The organism is Bradyrhizobium sp. BEA-2-5 (assembly GCF_032918025.1).
GTDB lineage: Bacteria > Pseudomonadota > Alphaproteobacteria > Rhizobiales > Xanthobacteraceae > Bradyrhizobium > Bradyrhizobium pachyrhizi.
This window is the reverse complement of record NZ_CP136629.1, coordinates 970,597-992,833: the sequence shown is the minus strand read 5'-3', so window position 1 is coordinate 992,833 and position 22,237 is coordinate 970,597. Positions and strand designations below refer to the sequence as shown.

Below are 22,237 nucleotides of genomic sequence, written 5' to 3'. Positions count from 1 at the left end.
TGTTTGAGCATGATCCGGTCGAAAACGGAGCATGCGCCAGGACCATCGGATTGAGCCGCATGTACCGCGCCGTTACCCGCCAGATCGAAGTCACCGTCGAGCCGAACTTCATGCCGGAGCGCTCGTCGGTCGACCGGCGCGAATATTTCTGGTCGTACAAGATCGTGATCGTCAATTCGGGCCCGGAAACGGTGCAACTGCGGACGCGGCACTGGATCATTACCGATGCCTCCGGCCGCCAGCAGGAGGTGAAGGGCGAGGGGGTGGTCGGCGAGCAGCCGATCCTGGCCCCCGGCGAGCGCTTCGAATACACCTCCGGCGTGCCGCTCTCGACCGCCTCGGGCTTCATGACCGGCCGCTACCAGATGGTCAGCGAAACCGGCGAGCGCTTCGAGATCGACGTGCCGACGTTCTCGCTCGACAGTCCGAGCCCGGGCGGGAAAAGGGTGCTGAACTGACGCCTGCGTAGCCCGGATGGAGCTAAGTGCAATCCGGGGCAGGTGCATCCGCGGTTGGACCGACCCCGGATTTCGCTGCGCTTCATCCGGGCTACGATGACGAACGCGCCTACTCGACGCCGGCTTCCTGCGGCGTGAACTGGTACACCGACGAGCAGAACTCGCAGGTGACGACGACCTTGTCGTCCTTGACCATTGCGGCACGATCGTCCGGCGAAAAGCTCTTGAGCATCGAGGCGACCGCATTGCGCGAGCAGGAGCACTGCGCCTTGAGGACCGTTTGCGGATTGAACACGCGCACGCCGCGCTCGTGGAAGAGACGGTAGAGCAGCCGCTCCCCCGAGAGTTCGGGATCGATCAGCTCGACGTCTTCGACCGTCGAGATCAACGACTGGCCCTCGACCCAGGCGTCATCGTCCGGCACGCTATGCGTGGTCGTGCCTTCAGGCGCATCGCCGGGATGCAGATCGGCCTGCCGGGCGCGCTCCGGCGCCTTCGGCAGAAACTGCATCAGCATGCCCCCGGCCCGCCAGCGATGCTTGCCGCCGTCGCTCGAGCGCCACTCCTCGCCGACCGCAAGGCGCACGCGCGTCGGGATCTGCTCCGAGCGCAGGAAATATTCATGGGCCGCCTCTTCCAGGCCGCCGCCGTCGAGCGCGACCAGTCCCTGGTAGCGGCTGGTGTTGGAGCCCTGATCGATGGTCATCGCAAGGTGGCCCTTGCCGAGCAGCTCGCCCGAGCTCTGGCCATTCTTGAGGCGCGATGCGTCGTAGCGCGCATAGGCGCGCAGCCGGTCGGGCGCCTGGAAATCGACGATCAGAAGCGAGACCGGACCGTCGGTCCGGGTCTGCAGGATGAAGCGGCCCTCGAACTTGACCGACGACCCGAGCAGCGTGGTGAGCACGATCGCCTCGCCGAGCAGCTTGCCGACCGCGGGCGGATAATCGTGCTTGTGCAGGATCTCGTCGAGCGCGGGTCCGAGCCGGGTTAGCCGGCCACGCAGATCCAGCGCGCCGACCTCGAAGGCCAGCACGGCATCGTCGACAGGAACCGCTGAGGGCGCGCGAACCGGCGCCTCGGGCGTGATTTTGATGTCGGGGGATTGTGAAACCATGGCGCTCTATCTGGGGTCTCGGACCGCAAAACGAAAGGGGTTCAGCAGAACGGATCTATCCGTCGTCACTGCGAAAGCAGGGACCCATAACCACCAATGTGAGTTGCTGCATTCAGCTGGGGCTCCAGCTTTCGCAAAATTTACATCGGTGGTTGTGGGTCCCGCCCTTCGCCGGGACGACAGCATTGAATGGGCGCTACGCGACCGCGTCGAAGCACCAGGCCAGAATGCCCTTCTGCGCATGCAGGCGGTTCTCGGCCTCGTCGAAAACGACCGATTGCGGACCGTCGATCACGTCATCCGTGACCTCCTCGCCGCGATGGGCCGGCAGGCAGTGCATGAACAGCGCATCGGGCTTGGCCAGCGACATCAGCTTGGCATTGACCTGATAGGGCTTGAGCACGTTGTGGCGGTGCTCGCCCTCCTTGTCGCCCATCGACACCCAGGTGTCGGTGACGACGCAATCGGCGCCGCGCACGGCGGCTTCCGGATCGGTGCCGAGCACGATCGGCGCCCCTGACGTCTTGATCCAGTCGCGCATTGCCTTCTTCGGCGCGAGCTCCGGGGGTGTTGCGACGTTGAGCTGGAATTTGAAGCGCTCGGCGGCATGCGCCCAGGACGCCAGCACGTTGTTGTCGTCGCCGGTCCAGGCCACCGTCTTGCCCTCGATCGGGCCGCGATGCTCCTCATAGGTCATGAGGTCGGCCATCACCTGGCAGGGATGCGACCGCCGCGTCAGGCCGTTGATCACGGGCACGGTCGCATAGGCCGCAAGTTCCAGCAGCGCCTCGTGATTGAGGATGCGGATCATGATGGCATCGACATAGCGCGACAGCACCCGCGCGGTGTCGGCGATGGTCTCGCCGCGACCGAGCTGCATCTCGGCGCCGGTGAGCATGATGGGCTCGCCGCCGAGCTGGCGCATGGCGACATCGAACGACACCCGCGTCCGCGTCGAGGGCCGCTCGAAGATCATCGCCAGCGTCTTGCCTTCGAGCGGCCTGACCGGCTGGTGCGCCTTCTGCTTCGCCTTCATGGCGGCTCCGGCGGACAGCATGTTGCGCAGCTCGCCGAGCGGCAGCTCGTTGATGTCGAGGAAGTGACGGACCGGCTTGCTCATCATCCAGCCGCCTTCTTCGGCTGCGCCGCCGACAATGTCGCGCAGGCGCGCTCGAGCGCGGTGATCGACGTATCGATCTCGGCCTCGGTCACGATCAAGGGCGGCAGGAAGCGCACGACATTGTCGCCGGCTCCGACGGTGAGCAATTTTTCGGCGCGCAGCGCCGCGACGAGATCGCCCGAGGGCACCACGGCCTTGATGCCGATCAGGAGCCCCTCGCCGCGCACCTCGCTGACGACATCGTGATGGCGATCGATCACGGAGGCGAGCTTCTGCTTCAGCAACAGCGACATTTTCTGCACGTGATCGAAGAAGCCGGGCTTGAGCATGACGTCGAGCACGGCGTTCGCAGCCGAGATCGCGAGCGGATTGCCGCCGAAGGTCGAACCGTGCGAGCCCGGCCCCATGCCGCGCGCAGCGTCAGCGGTGGCGAGCACCGCGCCGATCGGGAAACCGCCGCCGAGCGCCTTCGCAAGCGACATCACGTCGGGCACGACGCCGGTGCGCTTGTAGGCAAAGAGTTCGCCGGTGCGGCCCATGCCGGTCTGCACCTCGTCGAAGGCGAGCAGCAGGCCCTTCTCGTCGCAAAGCTGGCGCAACGCCTTGAGGAACGCCGGCGGTGCCGAACGCACGCCTCCCTCGCCCTGGATCGGTTCGATCAGGATACCGGCGGTGTTCGGGCCGATCGCCTTCTTCACGGCTTCCAGGTCGCCATGTGGCACCTGGTCGAAGCCGTCCATCGGCGGACCGAAGCCCTCGAGATATTTTGCAGAACCGGTGGCGGCCAGCGTCGCCAGCGTGCGGCCATGGAAGGCGCCCTCGAATGTGATCAAGCGATAGCGCTCAGGATGCCCCTTGGAGAAGTGATGGTGGCGCACCAGCTTGATCACGCCTTCCAGCGCCTCGGCACCGGAATTGCAGAAGAATACGAAGTCGGCAAAACTTTCATTGCACAGACGCGCCGCGAGCTTCTCGCCGTCCGGGCTCTGGAACAGGTTCGACATGTGCCAGAGCTTCGTCGCCTGCTCCTGCAACGCCTTGACCAGCGTGGGATGCGCATGGCCGAGCGCATTCACCGCCACGCCGGAAGTGAAATCGAGATAGCGATCGCCATTGGTCGCGATCAGCCAGGCGCCCTCACCGCGCTCGAAGCCGAGATCGACCCTGGCGAAGACGGGGAGCAGATGCGACGTGGCAGCGTTGGTCATGGCGATCACTGACGGTTTGAAGCCGACAATTGCCGCGCGCCTTGACGCCAGCGCAGCAACGGCCAGCTTCGGAAAACAAAACGGCCGCCTTTGCGGGCGGCACGTGGCGGGCATTCTATGCTGCGGTCAGTAAGTGTCAATCGCCACGAAGTGGCCTTCCTGCAATGCGAAACGAGCGCAATCCGGAGCATTCCGGTGCGGTGGAAAACCCTCATCGAACTGCTTAACTGTGTGGGAACATGTGGACGCGAGTCGGCGGACTCTTGCGCGGGAGTCACGCCATATTGTAGCGTTTGGACTGTCAGATACGACATCTCGTGCAGCGGTACTGGACCCTCTAAGTAGCCTTCGTGTCTCGCGTAAACGTTCGGGCGCAACACCGTGCCCGGCGAGGGCTAAGGGATTCTGGCCGCAGGGATATTTGTCCAGATTGGCTCGCAGCGCCGCTCCAACGATTGGCCGGCGCTACGCGAAGGGAAGAATGCAATGACGGTTTTGACCTGGTCCGATGATCGCGTCGAGCAGCTGAAAAAGCTCTGGGAGGCCGGACTTTCGGCCAGCCAGATCGCGGCGGAGCTCGGCAATGTGACCCGCAATGCCGTGATCGGCAAAGTGCACCGGCTCGGCTTGTCCGGCCGCGCCAAGAGCCCTTCGTCGGCAGCGCCCCGGCCGCGCAAGGCGCGCCCCGCGCAGCACATGATGCGGGTGACCCGCCCCGTTGCCCGCGGCAACACCGCGCTGGCGCAGGCCTTCGAGGTCGAGGTCGAGGCCGAACCCGTCACCTACGACAACGTGGTGCCGATGAGCCAGCGGCTGTCACTGCTGGAGCTGAACGAGGCGACCTGCCACTGGCCGGTCGGCGATCCATCGAGCCCGGATTTCTTCTTCTGCGGCGGCAAGGCGCTCTCCGGCCTGCCCTACTGCGCCCAGCATTCGCGCGTGGCCTACCAGCCCGCCGCCGATCGCCGCCGGCCGTCGGCGAAACCGCAGATCAAGTGAGCACTCGGGAAAACGTCGGAAGAACTCAAAAACAAATCCCCGCGAAAGCGGGGATTTTTTTGTGTGACGTAGCTCGGCTATATGCCCAGCGTCGTCCCGGCGCATGCCGGGACCCATACGCCGCGGCCGGCGCAATCGGCAAGCGGCCAGACGGCTCTCTAACAACGCCCATTCGTGGTTATGGGTCCCTGTGTCTTGGAAGTCTGTCAGGATGGGTTGGGCGGGAAGCCGTTGGGTCCTTGGCGCTTGACGCCGTGAGCCGGCTCGGCCTCCCGCCCGTTCCATTACCAACCTGAACAGTTGCACGAGGCTGCGCCAACAGACCTCGCATCACAGGGACAGGCACCGTGATCATACCCCCTCGTTATGTCGGAATCGACGTCTCCAAGAAGCATCTCGATATCTTTGATGAAGCTGACGGCGTGTCCAGGCGCATCGCCAACGCGGCACAGGCCATCACACAGCAGGTGGCGCGTTGGCGATGCGATGCGCTGGTCGTCTTCGAGGCCACGGGCGCCTATGACCTCGCGCTTCGCGAGGCCCTAAGCCAGGCCGGTGTCCGCTTCGCTCGGATCAATCCGGCTCGAGCTCGCGATTTTGCGCGGGCCAGCGGCCAACTTGCCAAAACCGATCCGATCGATGCACGGATGCTGGCGGCCTTTGGCCGGGTCATGCAGCCGGCAACCGAGCGGGCCGCCAATCCCGCCCGCAACGCTTTGGCAGGGCTTGCAAAACGGCGGGACCAACTGGTTCTCATGCGCGCGCAGGAGAAGAACCGGCGCAGCGAGGCCGACGACCGCGCCATGGCCGAACGGATCAGTCGGCTCATTGAGGTTCTCGACGGCGAGATCGCCGAGATCGAGGCCGATATCAACGCATTGACCAAGGCCGAGCCGGAGATCGCGGACGATGCGCGGTTGATGCGCTCACTGCCGGGCGTGGGTCCCGTGGCTTGCATGCAGCTGATCGCGAAGATGCCGGAACTTGGACATGTTGGAGCGAAGCAGATCGCCGCGCTCGCGGGCCTTGCCCCCTTCAACGTCGACAGCGGCGCCTTCCGTGGAAAACGCAAGATCGCCGGCGGCCGAAAGCGCGTTCGTGACGCCCTCTATATGGCGGCTCTGAACGCGGTTCGTCGGGCCGATCCATTCAAGGCCTTCTACGCGCGGCTGCGACAGGTCGGCAAACCAGCCAAGCTCGCTCTCATTGCCGTCGCCAGGAAGCTCCTAACGGTCCTCAACGCCATGATGCGCGACAGAAAGCCCTACCTGCAGACCAAGCCGACATAACAGTTGCCGGCTCCCGTGCGCAATTGCGCACTAGTTGTGGCCGTTACGGCTGCGGCTCCGCCTTCGCAAACCGATCGTCCAGCGCATAACCGGCGCCACGGACGGTGCGGATCGGATCCTGCTCGCGGCCGAGATTGAGCAGCTTGCGCAGGCGGCCGATGTGGACGTCGACAGTGCGCTCGTCGATGTAGATGTCACGGCCCCAGACGCTGTCGAGCAGCTGCTCGCGCGAGAACACGCGGCCGGGATGCTCCAGGAAGAACTCCAGCAGACGGTATTCGGTCGGGCCGAGATCGATCGGCCGGCCCGAACGCGCCACGCGGCGCTTGTCGCGGTCGAGCTCGATATCGCCATAGGCGAGCACGGTGGCGAGCCGCTCGGGGCTGGCGCGCCTGAGCAGGCCCTTCACGCGGGCCAGCAGCTCCGGCACCGAGAACGGCTTGACGATGTAGTCGTCGGCACCGGTCGCAAGTCCCCGCACCCGCTCGCTTTCCTCGCCGCGCGCGGTCAGCATAATGATCGGCAGCTGCTTGGTTTCGGGACGGGTGCGCAGCCGCCGGCACAGCTCGATGCCCGACAGGCCCGGCAGCATCCAGTCGAGCACGATCAGATCGGGAATGTGCTCCTTGAGGCGGGTGTCGGCATCATCGCCGCGCATCACCGTCTCGACGTCATAGCCTTCCGCATCGAGATTGTAGCGCAACAGCGTCGTCAGCGCTTCCTCGTCTTCGACTACCAGAATGCGTGCGCTCATCGGTTTAAGTTCTTTCTCTGTGGTGATCCGTTGCCCAGACGCAAACCGAAACGCTTACTTCCTTGAGCATAGTCCCCGCGGAAACGAGTTGTCGAAGGACAATCCGGTTCCGCGCTTGCCGATCAAGCCTCAGCTGCCCGGCACCGTCGTGGCGAAGGTCGTCATGTCGCCCTTCGGCCGCTTGTCGGTGATCGCCTGGCCCTCGATCATGTAGAACACGGTCTCGGCGATGTTGGTGGCGTGGTCGCCGATCCGCTCGATGTTCTTGGCACAGAACATCAGATGGATGCAGAACGAGATGTTGCGCGGATCCTCCATCATGTAGGTGAGGAGTTCGCGGAACAGCGAGGTGCAGATGGCGTCGACTTCCTCGTCGCCCTTCCACACCGCCATCGCCGCCGGCAGATCGTGCGCGGCATAGGCGTCCAGCACCGACTTGACCTGCTGCTGCACGAGGTCGGTCATGTGCTCCAGGCCGCGGAACAGCTTGAGCGGGTGGAAGTCGGTCTCCAGCGCGGCGACACGCTTGCCCATGTTCTTGGCGAGATCGCCGATCCGCTCGAGGTCGGTCGCAACGCGCATGGCCCCGACGATCTCGCGCAGATCGACGGCCATCGGCTGGCGGCGGGCGATGGTGAGCACGGCGCGCTCCTCGATGTTGCGCTGCAGATTGTCGATCTCGATGTCGGCGGCGACGACGCGCTGACCGAGCGTGACGTCGCGGCGGATCAGCGCGTCGACGGAATCGACGATCATGCGCTCGGCGATGCCGCCCATCTCGGCGACCAGGCGCGTGAGTTCCTGGAGGTCGGTATCGAAAGCCTTTGCGGTATGTTCAGAACCCATGGCTTGTCTCCCTCAACCATGGTCCCGGGGATCATGGTTTCGTGTCCTGAATTTTAGCATGACCTGATCGGAAAACCGGTTGCCACTTTTCCGGATCATGCGCCGGTCAGCCGAACCGGCCGGTGATGTAATCCTGCGTGCGCCGGTCGCTCGGCGACGTGAAGATCTTGCTGGTGTCGTCGAACTCGATCAACTCGCCGAGATACATGAAGGCGGTCTTGTCGGAGACGCGCGCCGCCTGCTGCATGTTATGGGTGACGATCGCGATCGTGTAGTTCTCGGACAATTCCTGGATCAGCTCCTCGACCTTGGCGGTCGAGATCGGGTCGAGCGCCGAGCACGGCTCGTCGAACAGGATCACCTCGGGCCGCACCGCGACGGTGCGGGCAATGCAGAGGCGCTGCTGCTGGCCGCCGGAGAGCGACAGGCCGGAGGCGTTGAGCTTGTCCTTGACCTCGTTCCACAGCGCGCCGCCGCGCAGCGCCTTCTCCACGCGACCGTCCATCTCGGACTTCGAGATCTTCTCGTAGAGGCGGATGCCGAAGGCGATGTTCTCGTAGATCGTCATCGGGAACGGGGTCGGCTTCTGGAACACCATGCCGACCCGTGCGCGCAGCAGATTGAGGTCGAGCTTGGGGTCGAGCATGTTGGTGTGGTCGAGCAACAGCTGGCCGGTGGCGCGCTGGCCCGGGTAGAGGTCGTACATCCGGTTGAAGATGCGCAGCAGGGTCGACTTGCCGCAGCCGGACGGGCCGATGAAGGCCGTGACGCGATTGGTGCCCAGCGCCAGATTGATGTTCTTCAGCGCATGGTGCTCACCGTAGTAGAAATTGAGGTTGCGCGCGGTGACCTTCGGCGGCGCTTCCGGCAGCGGAACCTGGGGAACGTGGCCCGCGGCAGTCGTGGAGACAGAAAGCTCGGTCATTTTGCGGCCCTTTCGGCACCAAGGATACGCGCGCCGATATTCAACGCGAGCACGGTGAATGTGATCAGCAGCGCGCCGCTCCAGGCGAGTTGCTTCCAGTAGGCGTAGGGGCTCTGCACGAAGTTGTTGATGGTCACCGGCAGGTTGGCCATCGTCTTGTCCAGGCCGAGGCTGAAGAATTGGTTCGACAGCGCCGTAAACAGCAGCGGCGCGGTCTCGCCCGCGACGCGAGCCGTGGCCAGCAGCACGCCGGTGATGAGGCCCGAGCGCGCCGCACGGTAGGCGATGCGCTTGATCACCAGCGAACGCGGCAGACCGAGCGCGGAGGCCGCCTCACGCAGCGGGTTCGGCACCAGCAGCAGCATGTCCTCCGTGGTGCGCACCACCACCGGGATCACGATCACGGCGAGCGCCAGCGCGCCGGCGATGGCCGAGAAGCCTCGCATCGGAACCACGACCGCACCGTAGATGAACAGGCCGATGATGATCGAGGGCGCCGACAAGAGGATGTCGTTGATGAAGCGGATCACTGAGGTCAGCTTGTCGTTGCGGCCGTACTCGGCGAGATAGGTGCCGGCGAACATGCCGAGCGGCGCGCCAATGCCGACGCCGATCACGGTCATGATCACCGAGCCGACGATGGCGTTGCGCAGGCCGCCCTCGGTCGATCCGGGCGGCGGCGTGTTCTGGGTGAACAGCTGCACGCTGAGGCCGGCAAGGCCGTTATAGAGCAGCGTGATCAGGATCAGGGCCAGCCAGGTGACGCCGAACAGCGCGGCGCCGATGCAGAGGCCGCGGATGACGATGTCCCAGCGGCGGCGGCGCGAATTATAGATCGGGTTCATGGCTTCACTTTCCGGCCTTGGTTTCCAGGCGCATCAGCATCAGCCGCGCGGCTGCGAGCACGAAGAACGTCAGCACGAACAGGAGCAGGCCGAGCAGGATCAGGCCGGACTGGTGCAGGCCGTCGCTCTCGGCGAACTCGGATGCGATCGCCGCCGAGATCGTGGTGCCCGGAGCGAAGATCGACGAGGAGATGCGGAACGAATTGCCGATGATGAAAGTCACCGCCATCGTCTCGCCGAGCGCGCGGCCCAGCGCCAGCATGACGCCGCCGATGATGCCGACGCGGGTATACGGGATCACCACGCTGCGCACGACTTCCCACGTGGTGCAGCCGACGCCGTAGGCGGCTTCCTTCAGCACCGGCGGCACCGTCTTGAACACGTCGACCGAGATCGAAGTGATGAAGGGCAGCACCATGATGGCGAGGATCAGCGCGGCATTGAACAGGCTGAGATAGGACGGGGGACCTGCGAAGATCGCGCCGAGCACGGGCACGCCGTCGAACACCTTGATCATGAAGGGCTGGAAGGTGTTGGCCAGGAACGGGCCCAGCACGAAGAAGCCCCACATGCCGTAGATGATCGAGGGAATGCCGGCGAGCAGCTCGATCGCCATGCCGATCGGGCGGCGCAGCCATTGCGGACAGAGCTCGGTGAGGAAGATCGCGATGCCAAGCCCGACGGGAATGGCGATCAGCATCGCGATGAAGGAGGTGACGAGCGTGCCGTACATCGGCCCGAGCGCGCCGAGCACGGGCGGATCGGCCGAAGGGGCCCAGCGCTGCGTCCACAGGAACGACAGGCCGTATTCCTTGATCGCCGGGAGGGCGCCCACGATCAGCGAAATGATGATGCCGCCGAGGATCAGCAGCACCGAGATCGCGGAAAGCCGCGTGATCCAGTAGAAGGTGATGTCACCGAGCTTGAACGCGCCCAAGGCCTTGGCGCGATCATACGGTCCCGCGGCTTCCATCACATCGCTCTGAACAGCCATGTCTGCCACGCCAATCCCCTCTTTAGTATGCAAAAGCCACGCAAACCGCTACGCCCCGAAGCGATCTTCACTGACGCATTTGGCCGGGCGTCGTCGTTCCAGCCACGCCCCTTGAGGCGCGAACCCCGGCCTCGATCCCGCGCTTGTTGCCGCGGTGATGGAGACCGGGTCTTGGTCGCTCGACCTGTGCCTCGATCGAGTCGGCACAGGTCCTGTCGCAGCGTCGGACTTAGCTCTTGATGTCCGACGACCAGGTCTTCTCGATCAGCTTGACGACCGAGTCCGGCATCGGGATGTAGTCGAGCTCTTCGGCCGCCTTGTCGCCCTTCTCGAACGCCCACTTGAAGAACTTGATGGCTTCCTGGGACGCCGCCTTGTCGGTCGCATCCTTGTGCATCAAGATGAAGGTCGCGCCGGTAATCGGCCACGACGTCTCACCGGGCTGGTCGGTCAGGATCACATAGTAGTTCTTGGAGCCGGCCCAGTCGGCGTTGGCGGCTGCAGCCTGGAAGGCCGCAACAGTCGGCTGCACGGTCTTACCAGACTTGTTGATCAGGGCACCGTAGGTCAGCTTGTTTTGCTTGGCATAGGCATACTCGACATAGCCGATCGAGTTCTTGGTCTGGCTGACATTGCCCGCGACGCCTTCATTGCCTTTGGCGCCAACACCCGTTGGCCACTCGACCGCGGTACCGGCACCGACCTTCGACTTCCACTCGGCATTCGACTTGGAGAGATAGTCGGTGAAGTTGAAGGTGGTGCCCGAACCATCCGAACGGCGCACGACGGTGATCGCATCGCCCGGCAGGGTCAGCTTCGGATTGAGCTTGGCGATCGCCGCGTCATTCCACTTGGTGATCTTGCCGAGATAGATGTCGCCGAGCACTTCGCCCGACAGGACCAGGTCACCCGGTTTGATGCCTTCGAGGTTCACGACCGGGACTATCGCGCCCATTACCATCGGCCACTGCACGAGACCGTCCTTCTCGAGCTGCTCGTGCTTGAGCGGCGCGTCGGTGGCGCCGAAGGTCACCGTCTTGGCCTGGATCTGCTTGATGCCGCCGCCCGAACCGATCGACTGGTAGTTCAGACCGTTGCCGGTCTCCTTCTTGTAGGCGTCAGCCCACTTCGAATAGAGCGGGAACGGGAACGTCGCGCCGGCGCCGGTGATGTCGGCCGCAAAGGCTGCCGTCGAAGCGGCGATCATGCCGGCTGCGACGATTGCTTTGATGAAATTCATGGGTGGTCTCCATCCTGTGAGCGAAGCGCCGAATGCGCCCGATCGCGCTCACGCCGGTCCATCTAGGAGCGGTCGGTGCTGCTTTTACGAAGGTTGGATGACAGTTGGATGACAGCGCTAAGCTTCTGAAAACGCTTAACTTTGAGTTGGTAACGGGGTCTTCGCCTGGGGAAAACACGCCGTGAAAGTGGCGCCCTGCCTGGGCACGCTCTCGATCAGAAGCCGGCCGCGATGACGGTTAAGAATATGTTTCACCAACGATAATCCGAGCCCGGTCCCGCCTTGCGAGCGGCTGTCGCCGACGTCCACCCGGTAGAAGCGCTCGGTCAGCCGCGGCAGGTGCTCGGGCGCGATGCCGGGGCCGAAATCGCGGACCAGGACCCGGATTTCCGGAGCCCCCTCGCCCGATGCGCCCGAAACGGCCTGATTCAGCGACACGATGACGCGTCCGCCGGAGGCGCCGTATTTGAGCGCGTTCTCGATCAGGTTCTCGAACAGGCGGAGCAGTTCCTCGCGGTCCCCCGCGATCATCACCGGCAGCTCCGGCAGATCGATCTCCACCTCGACCTGGCGCTCGCGCGCCAGCGGCTCGAGCCCGTCGGCGACCTGGCGGATGATCGGTATGAGGTCGACCAGGGTGTCGGGCCGGACATGGGCCGACAGCTCGACCCGCGACAGCGACAGCAGATCGTCGATCAGGCGCGCCATGCGCGTGGCCTGGTTGTGCATGATACCGAGGAAGCGCTCGCGCGCCTTGGGATCGTCCTTGGCCTGGCCCTGGAGCGTGTCGATGAAGCCCGACAGCGCGGCCAGCGGGGTGCGCAGCTCGTGGCTGGCATTGGCGACGAAATCGGCGCGCATCTCCTCGACCCGGCGCAGCGGGGTCTGGTCGTGGAAGGTCATCAGCATGCATTTGTCGGCGCCGCCGAAGCTGGTCGGCACCGGAACCGGCGTGATCATGAGCTCCATCCAGCGATCGACCGGAACATGGTCGAGATAGGTCGCGCGCCGCGGCTCGGTGGTGGCGATCGCCTCGCGCAGCGCCGTGATGATCTCCGGCGAGCGCAGCGCGAACTGGGCGAGCTCGTTCCTGCGCAGCGCCGGTGCCAGCTGGGCGGCCGCGGCGTTGAGATGGATGACGCGGCCGGCGCGGTCGAGCAGCACCGCCGGATCCGGCATGCCGGCGACGACCGCGCTGACGGCGGCGGCCTCGACCGGATTGACGCCGCGGACATCCTCGCGCGAGGTTCCGGCATCATGCAGCCGCCACGGCACCAGCGCCGCGGCCGCGATGCAGACGAACACGGCGCAGGCGCGCACCAGCGACAACTCGCCGAGCGCGACCACCACGCTCAAGGCCAGCGCTGCGGCAAGCAGGATCAGCGCGGAATGGCGCAACCGGTCGGGCCAGGGCGAGAAGATGGAGGAATGCGAATCGTCAATTGCCATCGCGGCGGCTTTCATCCCGTCGGTTCATGTCTCGCCCAGGCGCGGTCACATCGACCTTCCCTCGGGAGGCATCGGGCCGCTTCATCAGACCCCGGAGTCACCGCGCTTGCGAACCAGAACCGCCTCATGGTGCGGCTCGGCGCGGGGACCCGAATCAGCCTGCGGCAGCCGTTTGAGTCGGGCGCCGATGATAACTTCGCGAAGCGTCAGCAAGATTACAGATAGGACGAAGGGAGACAGATAATAGAGGACGCGGAACAGCAGCATGCCGCCCAGAAGCTCCTCCCGGTCCATCTGCCAGAGGCCGACCAGCATGGCGGCGTCGAACACGCCTAGCCCCCCCGGGGAATGGCTGGCAAAGCCGAGCAGGGTGGCCGAGACGAAGATCACCGCGACCACGACGAAGCCGACATGGGGCTCGTCCGGCACCAGGACATACATCGCCAACGCGCAGAAGCCGAGATCGACGATGCCGATCGCGATCTGAAGCAGCGTCAGCGGGCCGCCCGGCAGCACCACAGTCCAGGGGCCGCGGCCGACCACCCGCGGCTGGGTCCAGACCCAGACCACGTAGCCGATCAGCGCCACGATGATCATCAGCGCCAGCGTCCGGTTCAGCCAGGGCGGAAGCTGGTCGATCGAGGCGGCAGCCTCCGGGTGATAGGCGATGCCGAGGCCGAGCACGGCGGCATTGCCAAGCCAGAAAGTCAGGCCGGCGAGGAAGCAGATTTTTGCGACGTCGATCGCGTTCAGCCCATAGGCCGAATAGATGCGGTAGCGCACCGCGCCGCCGGTGAAGACGCTGGCGCCGACATTGTGGCCGATCGAATAGCTGGTGAAGGCCGCGAGCGCATTGATGCGATAGGGCACATGGGCATGGCCGATCGCGCGCGTGGCGAAGAGGTCGTAGAAGGTCAGGGTGAAATAGCCCGCAGCGACGAACAGCGCCGCCATCGCAATCTGGCGCGGCTCGGTGCTCTTGATCGCCTCGAGGACCTCGTTGAAATCGATGCCTCGGAGCATGTGGTAGAGCACGTAGCAAGCGATGCCGATGACCGCGATGCTGATCACAACTCCAAGCTTATGCAGGACCTGCTTCTGGCGCAGAAACGACATCGCCCTGCGTATGGCTTCCAGCATCTAGACCTCGAATTGCGATCCCGCGACGACGGCTCCCGGGCGAACTTCGCCGGCGCTTCGCTGTGCCCTGGCCCGTGTAGCGCGTTTTAAACCGGAGTGGAATTCGTCAAAAGACAATAAAACGCGCATCTTCAAGATATTAGGGATGATTCATGACAGCGGATGCACAAATATGCGCGTTTCCCGCCGCCTTCGACAAGACTTGACATGCGCGTGCGGCAGTTAGCCCGCCGAACAGCCCGCAAGGCCATCCGGAAAACTACGGTGAAGCACCGGCACGGCCGAATAGAGAATGATCTTCCGTACCCGCCGAGAGGCGCTCCGCTGATCAGCAATCCCGCGCCGCCGTGACCGCGGCGACGATCTCGGCGGCATCGGGAAAATGTCCCTTGGCGCGCCTGGCGACAACCTCGTCGCCAAGCTTGACCTCGAAGATGCCGCCCTTGCCGGGGATCAGCGTCGCATCGACGCCAAGGCGCTCGCGCAACAGCGCCGCGGCCTCTTTGGCACGCTTCTCATAGCCGCACGGGCGGCAATAGGTGATCGAGACATTCCTCATGTCACGCCCTCCGTGCACTCATGCGGCGTGGCGCTGCGCGGAGGCGGCCTCGACGCCGGCGATCCAGCCGGCCACAGAACGGCCGATCGCCTCCGGATGATCCTCCTGCAGATAGTGCGCGCCCGCGCCGAGTTGAATGACCGCGCAATGCTTGAGCGTCCTGGCGAATTCGGCGGCAAAGGCCGGTGACACCAGTGCCCCGGGCGACCCCGCAAACAGCAGCTTCGGATAGGTCGATGTCGCGAGCGCCGCATGCGCCACCGTGAGCGCCTCCGCGACATCGGCCGGCTCGCCGGCGATCGGCAGCTCGCGCGGCAGCATCAAGGTCGGCTTGCGGCTTTCTCGCGTCGCAAACGGCGCGCGGTAGGCGGCCATCTCCTCCTCGCTGAGCGTGCGCAGGATCGAGCCGGGCAGCACGCGTTCGACAAACGCATTGTTGTCGAGGATCATCGCTTCGCCCTCGCCCGGCGTGCGGAATTTCCGGAACGTCTCCCGCGCGGCGTCGTGCTGGTGGAAGTCCGACCAATCGCGCATTGGGCGGATGAACTCCATGAAGGCGAGCCCGCGCACCAGTTGCGGACGGCGTGCCGCGAGGTGGAAGGCGAGCGCCGTGCCCCAATCCTGGGCGACTAGATAGGCCGAGGCGATGCCGAGCTCGTCGATCAGCGCGTCGAGATAGTCCGCCTGGTCGAAGAAGCGATAGCCGATGTCGGGCTTGCCGGACTGGCCGTAGCCGATCAGGTCGGGCGCGATGCAGTGCCCGACGGGGGCGACCAGCGGCATGATGTTGCGCCAGATGTAGGATGACGTCGGATTGCCGTGCAGGAACAGCACATGCGGCGCGTCACTGCGGCGGGTCTCGCGATAGGTCATCGTGCTCTCGAGCACAGCGCGATGATGCAGGCTGATATCGGCGGATATGATCATGGCAACTCCTTGAACACGGTTTGGAATGCGATCGTCTTGAAACGCGTCAGCGCAGCTTCGCTGCGTTCGACCTTCATGCGCAGCATCGCGCCCTGCCAGGATGCGAGCAGAAAATCGGCCAATTGATCGGGATCGAAGTCGGAGGCGATCTCGCCTGTGGCCTGAGCCTCGGCGATGCAGGCCGCAAACGGCGCGCGCCATTCCCGGAAGATGTCGTCGAGCTGCTCGCGCAGCACCTCGCTCGAGCCCGACGCCTCGAGGCTGAAATCGCCGATCAGGCAACCGCGGGTGAAGCCGTCATGCGCGAGCTTGCCGGTGATCAGATCGAGGTAGCTTCTCAGCCTCTCGCGCGGCGTCAGCGTCAGGTCGCCCAGCGCCTCGGCGACGAGGCCGCGCACATAGAGGAAGTAGCGGTCCAGCACCTCGGACGCGAACAGCTCCTTCGAGCGGAAATGGTTGGTGAAGGAGCCCTGCGGCGCGCCGGCGGCGGCGGTGACGTCGCGCACGCTGGTGCCATGATAGCCAGTCCGGAACATTTCCTTCAGGCCGGCGTCGAGGATGGCATCGCGAAGAGAGGGTTTTGGCATGACCGCGACTTAATACGTACGTACGTATTAATGTCAAGCCCTAAGAAGAATGCGGCTCGCCTTGCGCTTGGCGACGCCGCTCAGGCCTGCCGGATCAAGAGGTTGAGGTCAGCTCGCGGGCTTGCTGCGCGAAACCACCCAGTCGCGCAGCCAGGAGCCGATCGCGCAGCCGACGAGATAGAGCGCGAACATGACCAGGAAGAGGTCGAGCCAGTAGCCGAACCGGCCGGGCACGATCCGCGCGAACGACGTCGCCACCAGCGCGGCAGCGAGCAGCGCCAGCCAGCGCATCCAGACCTTCGAGACGCCCTGCGCCCGATGCACCACCGCGATCCAGCCCATGCAAAAGCCGAGCAGCGCCGCGCCGAGCAGCCAACCCCAGAAGAATGTCGCGAGCACGGTCATCGCTACTTCACCAGAAATTCGATACGGCGGTTCTGGGCCTTGCCTTCATCGGTGTCGTTGCCGGCGAGCGGCTGCGTGCTGCCATGGCCAACCGCGGTGAAGCGGCTGGCGGGCAGGCCGGCGCGCACGAGGTATTCCACCACGGCCTGCGCGCGCCGCTCCGACAGCGCCTGGTTGGCGGCCTCCTCGCCGTCGCTGTCGGTATGGCCGGCGATCTCGATCGTCGCATTGGGGCAGCGCAACGCGGTCTCGATCAGGCGGTCGAGCAGGCCGGCGGAATCCGGCACGATGTCGGCCTTCCCCGACTCGAAGCGGATCTTGCCCTTCGAGAGGATTTCGGAAAACAGCTGCTGGCACACCGTGGGATCGACCGGGGCAGCCGCCGGCTTGACCGTGACCTCGGCCTTGTACTGCCAGCCCTGCGGAAAATCCTTGCCGAGCCCGTCGCGGATCTGGCCGGCGGCGCCTTCGTAGAGCGCATCGCCCGACAGCTTCACCTCGCGGTCGGAGACGACAAGCGTGCCGGTCGACAGCCGCGACAGCGCGCCGAGCGCTGGGACCACGGCCGCGCTGAAGGAGCCGGGTGCCCCGATGCTGGCCTTGAGGTTGTCGACGACCTTCTCGGTGAAGAACTTTCGGCCGGCGGCGGCGACCAGCGCGGCGTGCACGTTGTTGTCGGGGACGTAGCCGGTCAGCGTCACCGTCGCGGCCACCGGATCCTTGTAGGCCTGGAAGATGTAGGGCGGCGCCTTGATCTCGTTGGCGGCGATCGAGAAACCCTCGGGCAGGTTCTTCAGCGCGGCCGCGATCGCCTCGCGGCCGCCGAGCTCGCGCGCCATGCCCGACAGATTGACCTTGGTGTCGGTTATCGTGATCTTGCCGTCCTTGAGCTTGCCTATCTGATCCAGCAACAGCATCGCCGCCGCGTCGAACCGCAGCGGCGCGCCGCGGGCGAGCACCATCTGATCCACCACCTCGACGCCGCCGAGACCGGCCTTCGGGGCCTCGGTCAACTTGCCCTTGCTCGACGGCAGCGGCGCATTGCCACCAAGAGTCACCCGCACCACGTCGCGCTCGGCGGTCCAGACGAAGGGCTTGGCTTCGGGAACAAGGCGGGTCCCGTCGTTCACCAGCCGCACGCCGGGCACGGCTTCGACCGACGCCACCGCGCTGAGGCGGCCGTCTTCGGAGAAGGCGTTGGCCGCGAACCTCACATCGCGGCCGTCGACGCTGATGCGGCGCTTGTCGAGGACGGTATCCTTGAGTGCGGCATTAGAGCGCGCGGCAAGGTCCGCTTCGACCGTTGCAGTGCTGGTCCAGGCCGCAAGACCCCAAAGCACGACCAGTGGAATCACCCCCGGCCACCACTTGCCACTCCACTTGAAAAGTCCGTGCATTCAGCGTCCTGCGGGTCGGGAACCAGAGAGAAATCAAACCCTTGGCTGACTGTCAAACCCCAAATGACGCGCCATGGCGGGGGCGCCATGTCGGACCGGGATAACAGTTTCTTCAGTGGTCTTTCGCTAAGTTTGCCGCGGAATGCAAATCGGCCGGCCCGCGCCCTCATGAAACAACTCCGCAATACCGTGATCCGTGCCAGCATGGAGGCGTTGTATTTCTCGGGTGCGCACATCCTGCTGCGGCCGATCTTCGCCGGCGTCGGCGCCATCTTCATGCTGCACCACGTCCGCCCGCGGCGCGGCGACACGTTCCAGCCGAACCATCATCTCGAGGTCACGCCGGACTTCCTGCGCGCGATGCTGACGCATCTGCGCGCGCTCGACGTCGACGTGATCAGCATCGACGAGGCGCATCGTCGTCTCGCCGAACGGAATTTCGCACGGCGCTTCGCCTGCTTTACCTTCGACGACGGCTATCGCGACAATCGCGATTTCGCGCTGCCTGTGATGCGCGAGTTCGGCGCCCCGTTCACGGTCTATGTCGCGAGCGATTTCGCCGAGGGCTGCGGCAGATTGTGGTGGATCGCGCTGGAGCGGGTGATCGCGGCGGCGTCCGCGATCGAGGTGCCGATCGACGGCACCATGACGCGGATCGACACCGCGACACCGCAGGCCAAGCGTACTGCCTTCGGCCGCATCCACGACTGGCTGCGTTCACTGCCCGGCGAGCAGGAGATGCAGGCCGAGATATCAGCGCTGTGCGCCCGTCACGGCGTCGACGAGACCGGCATCGCGCGCGAGCTCTGCATGTCATGGGACGAGTTGCGCGGCTTCGCCGACGACCCGCTGGTGACGATCGGCGCGCACACCATCACCCATTGCAATCTCGCCAAGCAGAGCGAGACCATCGCGTCGTTCGAGCTCGCGACCAGCCGGGCGCGAATCGAGGATGCGTTGCAGCGGCCGGCATTGCATCTCGCTTATCCCTATGGCGACCGGATCGCCGCCGGGCAGCGTGAATTCGCCCTCGCCCGGTCGATCGGCTTCCGGACCGCGGTGACGACGCGGCCGGGCATGCTGTTTCCCGAAAGCGCCGACCATTTGACCGCCTTGCAGCGGGTCTCGCTCAATGGCAACTACCAGGACGCGCGCATCCTGCCGGTGCTGACCTCGGGCGCCGCGACCGCGATGTGGAACGGCTTTCGCCGGATCGCGGCGGCGTGATGCGCGCGGAGGATACCGCCGCGGATTTTCAGTTTTCTCCTTCCCCCTGAAAGGGGGAAGGTCGCGATGGGGGTCCGGCCACAGACGACGGCGTCTGTGGAGAGAGCAGATCCCCACCCGCCTTGCTCTGCGAGCAAAGCGACCTCCCTTTTCAAGGGGAGGTGGCAAGCCATGCTCCCACTTGCGCCTTCGAGCTCTCCTTGACTCGTTCCCCGGCCGCGCCCAGAACCAGTGGCAACGCAATGGAGGAGCGCATGTTCAACGATCTGTTCTCGCTCAAAGGCCGTATCGCGCTGGTGACCGGCGGCTCGCGCGGCATCGGCAAGATGATCGCGGCCGGCTTCCTCGCGCAGGGGGCCGCCAGGGTCTACATCACAGCGCGCAAGGCTGGGCCGTGCGAGGAGACCGCCAAGGCGCTCACCGCACAATATGACGGCGAATGCATCGCGCTGCCGATCGACATCTCCACCGTCGAGGGCTGCGACAAGCTCGCGGGCGAGATCATCAAGCGCGAGTCCAGGCTCGACATCCTCGTCAACAATGCGGGCGCGGCCTGGGGTGCGGAGTTCGACGAATTTCCGGAGAGCGGCTGGGACAAGGTGATGAACCTCAACGTCAAGGCGCCGTTCTTCCTGACCAAGGCGCTGGCCGGCCCCCTGCGCGCGGCAGCAAGCGCGGAGCGGCCGGCGAAGGTGATCAACATCGCCTCGATCGACGGCATCTTCGTCAATCCGATGGAGACCTATTCCTACGCCGCGAGCAAGGCGGGGCTGATCCATTTGACCCGCCGCATGGCGACCCGCCTGATCAAGGACAACATCAACGTCACCGCGATCGCACCCGGCGCCTTCAAATCGGACATGAACCGTGCCGCGCGCGACCATGGCGACGAGGTCGCAACGCGCGTGCCTGCAGGCCGCATCGGCACCGACGAGGACATGGCGGGCGCTGCGATCTATCTCGCCTCGCGCGCGGGCGACTACGTGGGCGCGACCATCGCGGTCGACGGCGGCGTGGTCTATGCGACCGCGGGGCTGGAGATCGCGGGCTAGCACGGTATCGCGACGATCGACTTTGGGCGCCATTCTACCGCTGTCATGCCCCGGCTCGACCGGGGCATCCAGTACGCCGCGGCCTCTCAATCCTGCTCGGCAGTCTCTGGAATACTGAATCACCCGCTTTCGCTTTCGCGGGTGATGACGGAATGAGCGCACGACGCAAAAGAAAAGGGGCAAGCCAGGACCTTCTCGGCTTACCCCTTTTCGGCCCCTCCGGGAGGAGAGGAACTGTTAGCTCGCCCTCAGCTCTCGATCTTCACATACTCGAAATCGCCCGGCTTGTTGTCGATGCCGACCTTCGGCGGCGAGATCCAGGAGGCGTACTTGCCGGTCTCGGTGACGGGCTGCATCAGGGAGGTGATGAAGTCGCCGTCGCTGGCCGAGGGCAGCCACTCGTCCTTGCGCCTGGCCCAGGTGGCATCGTCGATCAGGATGCCGTCGGGCGTGGCGTGCACGTCCTTGAACTCACCGATGTGGCGGTGGAAGGCGACGTTGGGCAGCTTGAGCTGGAAATCATAGCCCGCGGTCGAGATCACCTTGTTCCAGCGCAGCATGCCCTTGACACAATCCTGGCTGTAATCGTCGCGCAGGCGCATGTTGAGCGCAGTCAGCGCCGGCTCGTCGACCAGCTTGATTTCGCCGTTGATCAGCTTGAGCACCGGATAGGTGGAATTCTTGAGCTGGTGGTCGTCGTCGATCTGGGTCTCGTGATAGCGGCCCTTGATGCCGGCGTTGAAGGCGTTGGCCGCGTTGGTCGAGACCTCGGAGCCGAACAGGTCGAGCGACAGCGTGTAGTGCAGGTTCAGCTTCTTCTGGATGGTCGGCAGATCGATCACCCCTAGCGCGCGGACCTTGGCAATGTCGGTCGGGTCGGTGATGCCGGCCGCCTTCATCGCATCGCAGGTGCGCTGCACGACGCGGGTGATGCCGGTCTCGCCGACGAACATGTGGTGCGCTTCCTCGGTCAGCATGAAGCGGCAGGTGCGCGACAGCGGATCGAAGCCGGACTGCGCGAGGCTGTGCAGCTGCATCTTGCCGTCGCGGTCGGTGAAATAGGTGAACATGAAGAAGGACAGCCAGTCGGGCGTCGCCTCGTTGAAGGCCCCGAGCATGCGCGGTGCGTCGGCATCGCCGGAGCGGCGGCGCAGCAGATCGTCGGCCTCCTCGCGGCCGTCGCGGCCGAAATATTTCTGGAGCAGGTAGACCATCGCCCAGAGGTGACGGCCTTCCTCGACATTGACCTGGAACAGGTTGCGCATGTCGTAGAGCGAGGGCGCGGTCTTGCCGAGATGGCGCTGCTGCTCGACCGAGGCCGGTTCGGTGTCGCCCTGGATCACGATCAGGCGGCGCAGCATGGCGCGATGCTCGCCCGGGACTTCCTGCCAGGCCGGCTCGCCGTAGTGCTCACCGAACGGCACGACGCGGTTCTCTTCCTGCGGCGCAAGGAGAATGCCCCAGCGATATTCGGGCATGCGCACATAGTCGAACTTGGCCCAGCCGCGCGGATCGACCGAGTACGCGGTGCGCAAGTAAACCAGCGATTCCTGGAAGCCTTCCGGCCCCATGTCGCTCCACCAATCCATGTAGCCGGGATGCCAGCCTTCCAGCGCCTTCAGCACCTGGCGGTCTTCAGCCAGATTGACGTTGTTCGGAATCTTGGTCGAGTAGTCGACGTTCATGATGTTCATGGCCGTGC

Annotated in this window: 22 protein-coding genes; 5 read left to right on the top strand and 17 right to left on the bottom strand. The window is 64.9% G+C overall.

Annotation, left to right across the window (positions count from 1 at the left end):
* Window positions 1-59: 59 nt before the first annotated feature.
* Window positions 60-458, top strand: coding sequence for a Co2+/Mg2+ efflux protein ApaG (gene apaG / locus RX327_RS04510; protein WP_317249597.1), 399 nt, complete (start codon window positions 60-62; stop codon window positions 456-458).
* A gap of 109 nt (window positions 459-567) precedes the next feature.
* Here apaG and RX327_RS04505 read toward each other — a convergent pair whose 3' ends face one another.
* The 3 genes from RX327_RS04505 to RX327_RS04495 all read right to left on the bottom strand — a co-directional run bounded on the left by RX327_RS04505 (window position 568) and on the right by RX327_RS04495 (window position 3,900).
* The gene (locus tag RX327_RS04505) at window positions 568-1,572 is read right to left on the bottom strand and encodes an Hsp33 family molecular chaperone (RefSeq protein ID WP_317249596.1); all 1,005 of its coding nucleotides are present in this window, start codon (window positions 1,570-1,572) and stop codon (window positions 568-570) included.
* 196 nt (window positions 1,573-1,768) lie between these two features.
* Complete coding sequence (argF, locus tag RX327_RS04500; RefSeq protein ID WP_317249595.1) at window positions 1,769-2,692, bottom strand: ornithine carbamoyltransferase; 924 nt, start codon at window positions 2,690-2,692, stop codon at window positions 1,769-1,771.
* Entirely contained in the window at window positions 2,692-3,900 is a 1,209-nt protein-coding gene (locus tag RX327_RS04495) for an aspartate aminotransferase family protein (protein ID WP_317249594.1), read from the bottom strand. Before RX327_RS04495 ends, argF begins: the two co-directional genes overlap by 1 nt.
* A 486-nt stretch (window positions 3,901-4,386) precedes the next feature.
* On the opposite strand from RX327_RS04495, the gene RX327_RS04490 reads away from it, so the two are divergent.
* Both RX327_RS04490 and RX327_RS04485 read left to right on the top strand, forming a co-directional pair.
* Window positions 4,387-4,899 (top strand): GcrA family cell cycle regulator, encoded by a 513-nt coding sequence (locus RX327_RS04490; protein ID WP_317249593.1) that lies wholly within the window; start codon window positions 4,387-4,389, stop codon window positions 4,897-4,899.
* 347 nt (window positions 4,900-5,246) lie between these two features.
* Window positions 5,247-6,188 (top strand): IS110 family transposase, encoded by a 942-nt coding sequence (locus RX327_RS04485; RefSeq protein ID WP_283089494.1) that lies wholly within the window; start codon window positions 5,247-5,249, stop codon window positions 6,186-6,188.
* A gap of 43 nt (window positions 6,189-6,231) precedes the next feature.
* Here the strand turns inward: RX327_RS04485 and phoB are convergent, their stop codons facing one another.
* The 13 genes from phoB to RX327_RS04420 form a co-directional block, all read right to left on the bottom strand.
* Entirely contained in the window at window positions 6,232-6,942 is a 711-nt protein-coding gene (gene phoB, locus RX327_RS04480) for a phosphate regulon transcriptional regulator PhoB (protein WP_317249592.1), read from the bottom strand.
* Window positions 6,943-7,071: 129 nt separating this feature from the next.
* Window positions 7,072-7,788 (bottom strand): phosphate signaling complex protein PhoU, encoded by a 717-nt coding sequence (gene phoU / locus RX327_RS04475; protein ID WP_317249591.1) that lies wholly within the window; start codon window positions 7,786-7,788, stop codon window positions 7,072-7,074.
* Window positions 7,789-7,894: 106 nt separating this feature from the next.
* Entirely contained in the window at window positions 7,895-8,713 is an 819-nt protein-coding gene (gene pstB, locus RX327_RS04470) for a phosphate ABC transporter ATP-binding protein PstB (protein WP_317249590.1), read from the bottom strand.
* Window positions 8,710-9,558, bottom strand: a complete 849-nt coding sequence (pstA, locus tag RX327_RS04465) for a phosphate ABC transporter permease PstA (protein ID WP_317249589.1) — start codon at window positions 9,556-9,558, stop codon at window positions 8,710-8,712. The genes pstB and pstA overlap by 4 nt, the downstream gene beginning before the upstream one ends.
* 4 nt (window positions 9,559-9,562) lie before the next feature.
* A complete protein-coding gene (pstC, locus tag RX327_RS04460) occupies window positions 9,563-10,552 on the bottom strand; it encodes a phosphate ABC transporter permease subunit PstC (RefSeq protein WP_317249588.1) in 990 nt (329 codons plus the stop codon).
* 229 nt (window positions 10,553-10,781) lie between these two features.
* Entirely contained in the window at window positions 10,782-11,792 is a 1,011-nt protein-coding gene (pstS, locus tag RX327_RS04455; RefSeq protein ID WP_317249587.1) for a phosphate ABC transporter substrate-binding protein PstS, read from the bottom strand.
* 135 nt (window positions 11,793-11,927) lie between these two features.
* Complete coding sequence (locus RX327_RS04450) at window positions 11,928-13,241, bottom strand: ATP-binding protein (RefSeq protein ID WP_317249586.1); 1,314 nt, start codon at window positions 13,239-13,241, stop codon at window positions 11,928-11,930.
* Between the two features lie 84 nt (window positions 13,242-13,325).
* Window positions 13,326-14,381, bottom strand: a complete 1,056-nt coding sequence (locus RX327_RS04445; protein WP_317249585.1) for a lysylphosphatidylglycerol synthase domain-containing protein — start codon at window positions 14,379-14,381, stop codon at window positions 13,326-13,328.
* Between the two features lie 328 nt (window positions 14,382-14,709).
* A complete protein-coding gene (locus tag RX327_RS04440) occupies window positions 14,710-14,940 on the bottom strand; it encodes a SelT/SelW/SelH family protein (RefSeq protein WP_028333755.1) in 231 nt (76 codons plus the stop codon).
* Between the two features lie 18 nt (window positions 14,941-14,958).
* On the bottom strand, window positions 14,959-15,867 hold the full coding sequence (locus RX327_RS04435; RefSeq protein WP_028333756.1) for a haloalkane dehalogenase: 909 nt from the start codon (window positions 15,865-15,867) through the stop codon (window positions 14,959-14,961).
* Window positions 15,864-16,454 carry a TetR/AcrR family transcriptional regulator gene (locus RX327_RS04430; protein WP_028333757.1) on the bottom strand — a complete coding sequence of 197 codons (591 nt, stop codon included), beginning with the start codon at window positions 16,452-16,454 and terminating at the stop codon, window positions 15,864-15,866. Before RX327_RS04430 ends, RX327_RS04435 begins: the two co-directional genes overlap by 4 nt.
* Before the next feature lie 108 nt (window positions 16,455-16,562).
* Window positions 16,563-16,859: a hypothetical protein gene (locus RX327_RS04425; protein WP_016844056.1), complete on the bottom strand. Its 297-nt coding sequence runs from the start codon at window positions 16,857-16,859 to the stop codon at window positions 16,563-16,565.
* A 2-nt stretch (window positions 16,860-16,861) separates the two neighbouring features.
* Entirely contained in the window at window positions 16,862-18,256 is a 1,395-nt protein-coding gene (locus RX327_RS04420; protein ID WP_317249584.1) for an OmpA family protein, read from the bottom strand.
* Window positions 18,257-18,424: 168 nt separating this feature from the next.
* Between RX327_RS04420 and RX327_RS04415 the strand changes: the two genes are divergently transcribed.
* Complete coding sequence (locus RX327_RS04415) at window positions 18,425-19,483, top strand: polysaccharide deacetylase family protein (protein ID WP_317249583.1); 1,059 nt, start codon at window positions 18,425-18,427, stop codon at window positions 19,481-19,483.
* Window positions 19,484-19,737: 254 nt separating this feature from the next.
* Complete coding sequence (locus RX327_RS04410; protein WP_317249582.1) at window positions 19,738-20,535, top strand: SDR family NAD(P)-dependent oxidoreductase; 798 nt, start codon at window positions 19,738-19,740, stop codon at window positions 20,533-20,535.
* Window positions 20,536-20,783: 248 nt separating this feature from the next.
* On the opposite strand, the gene boxB is transcribed toward RX327_RS04410, so the two are convergent.
* Window positions 20,784-22,220, bottom strand: coding sequence for a benzoyl-CoA 2,3-epoxidase subunit BoxB (gene boxB / locus RX327_RS04405; protein ID WP_317251202.1), 1,437 nt, complete (start codon window positions 22,218-22,220; stop codon window positions 20,784-20,786).
* Between the last annotated feature and the right edge of the window lie 17 nt (window positions 22,221-22,237).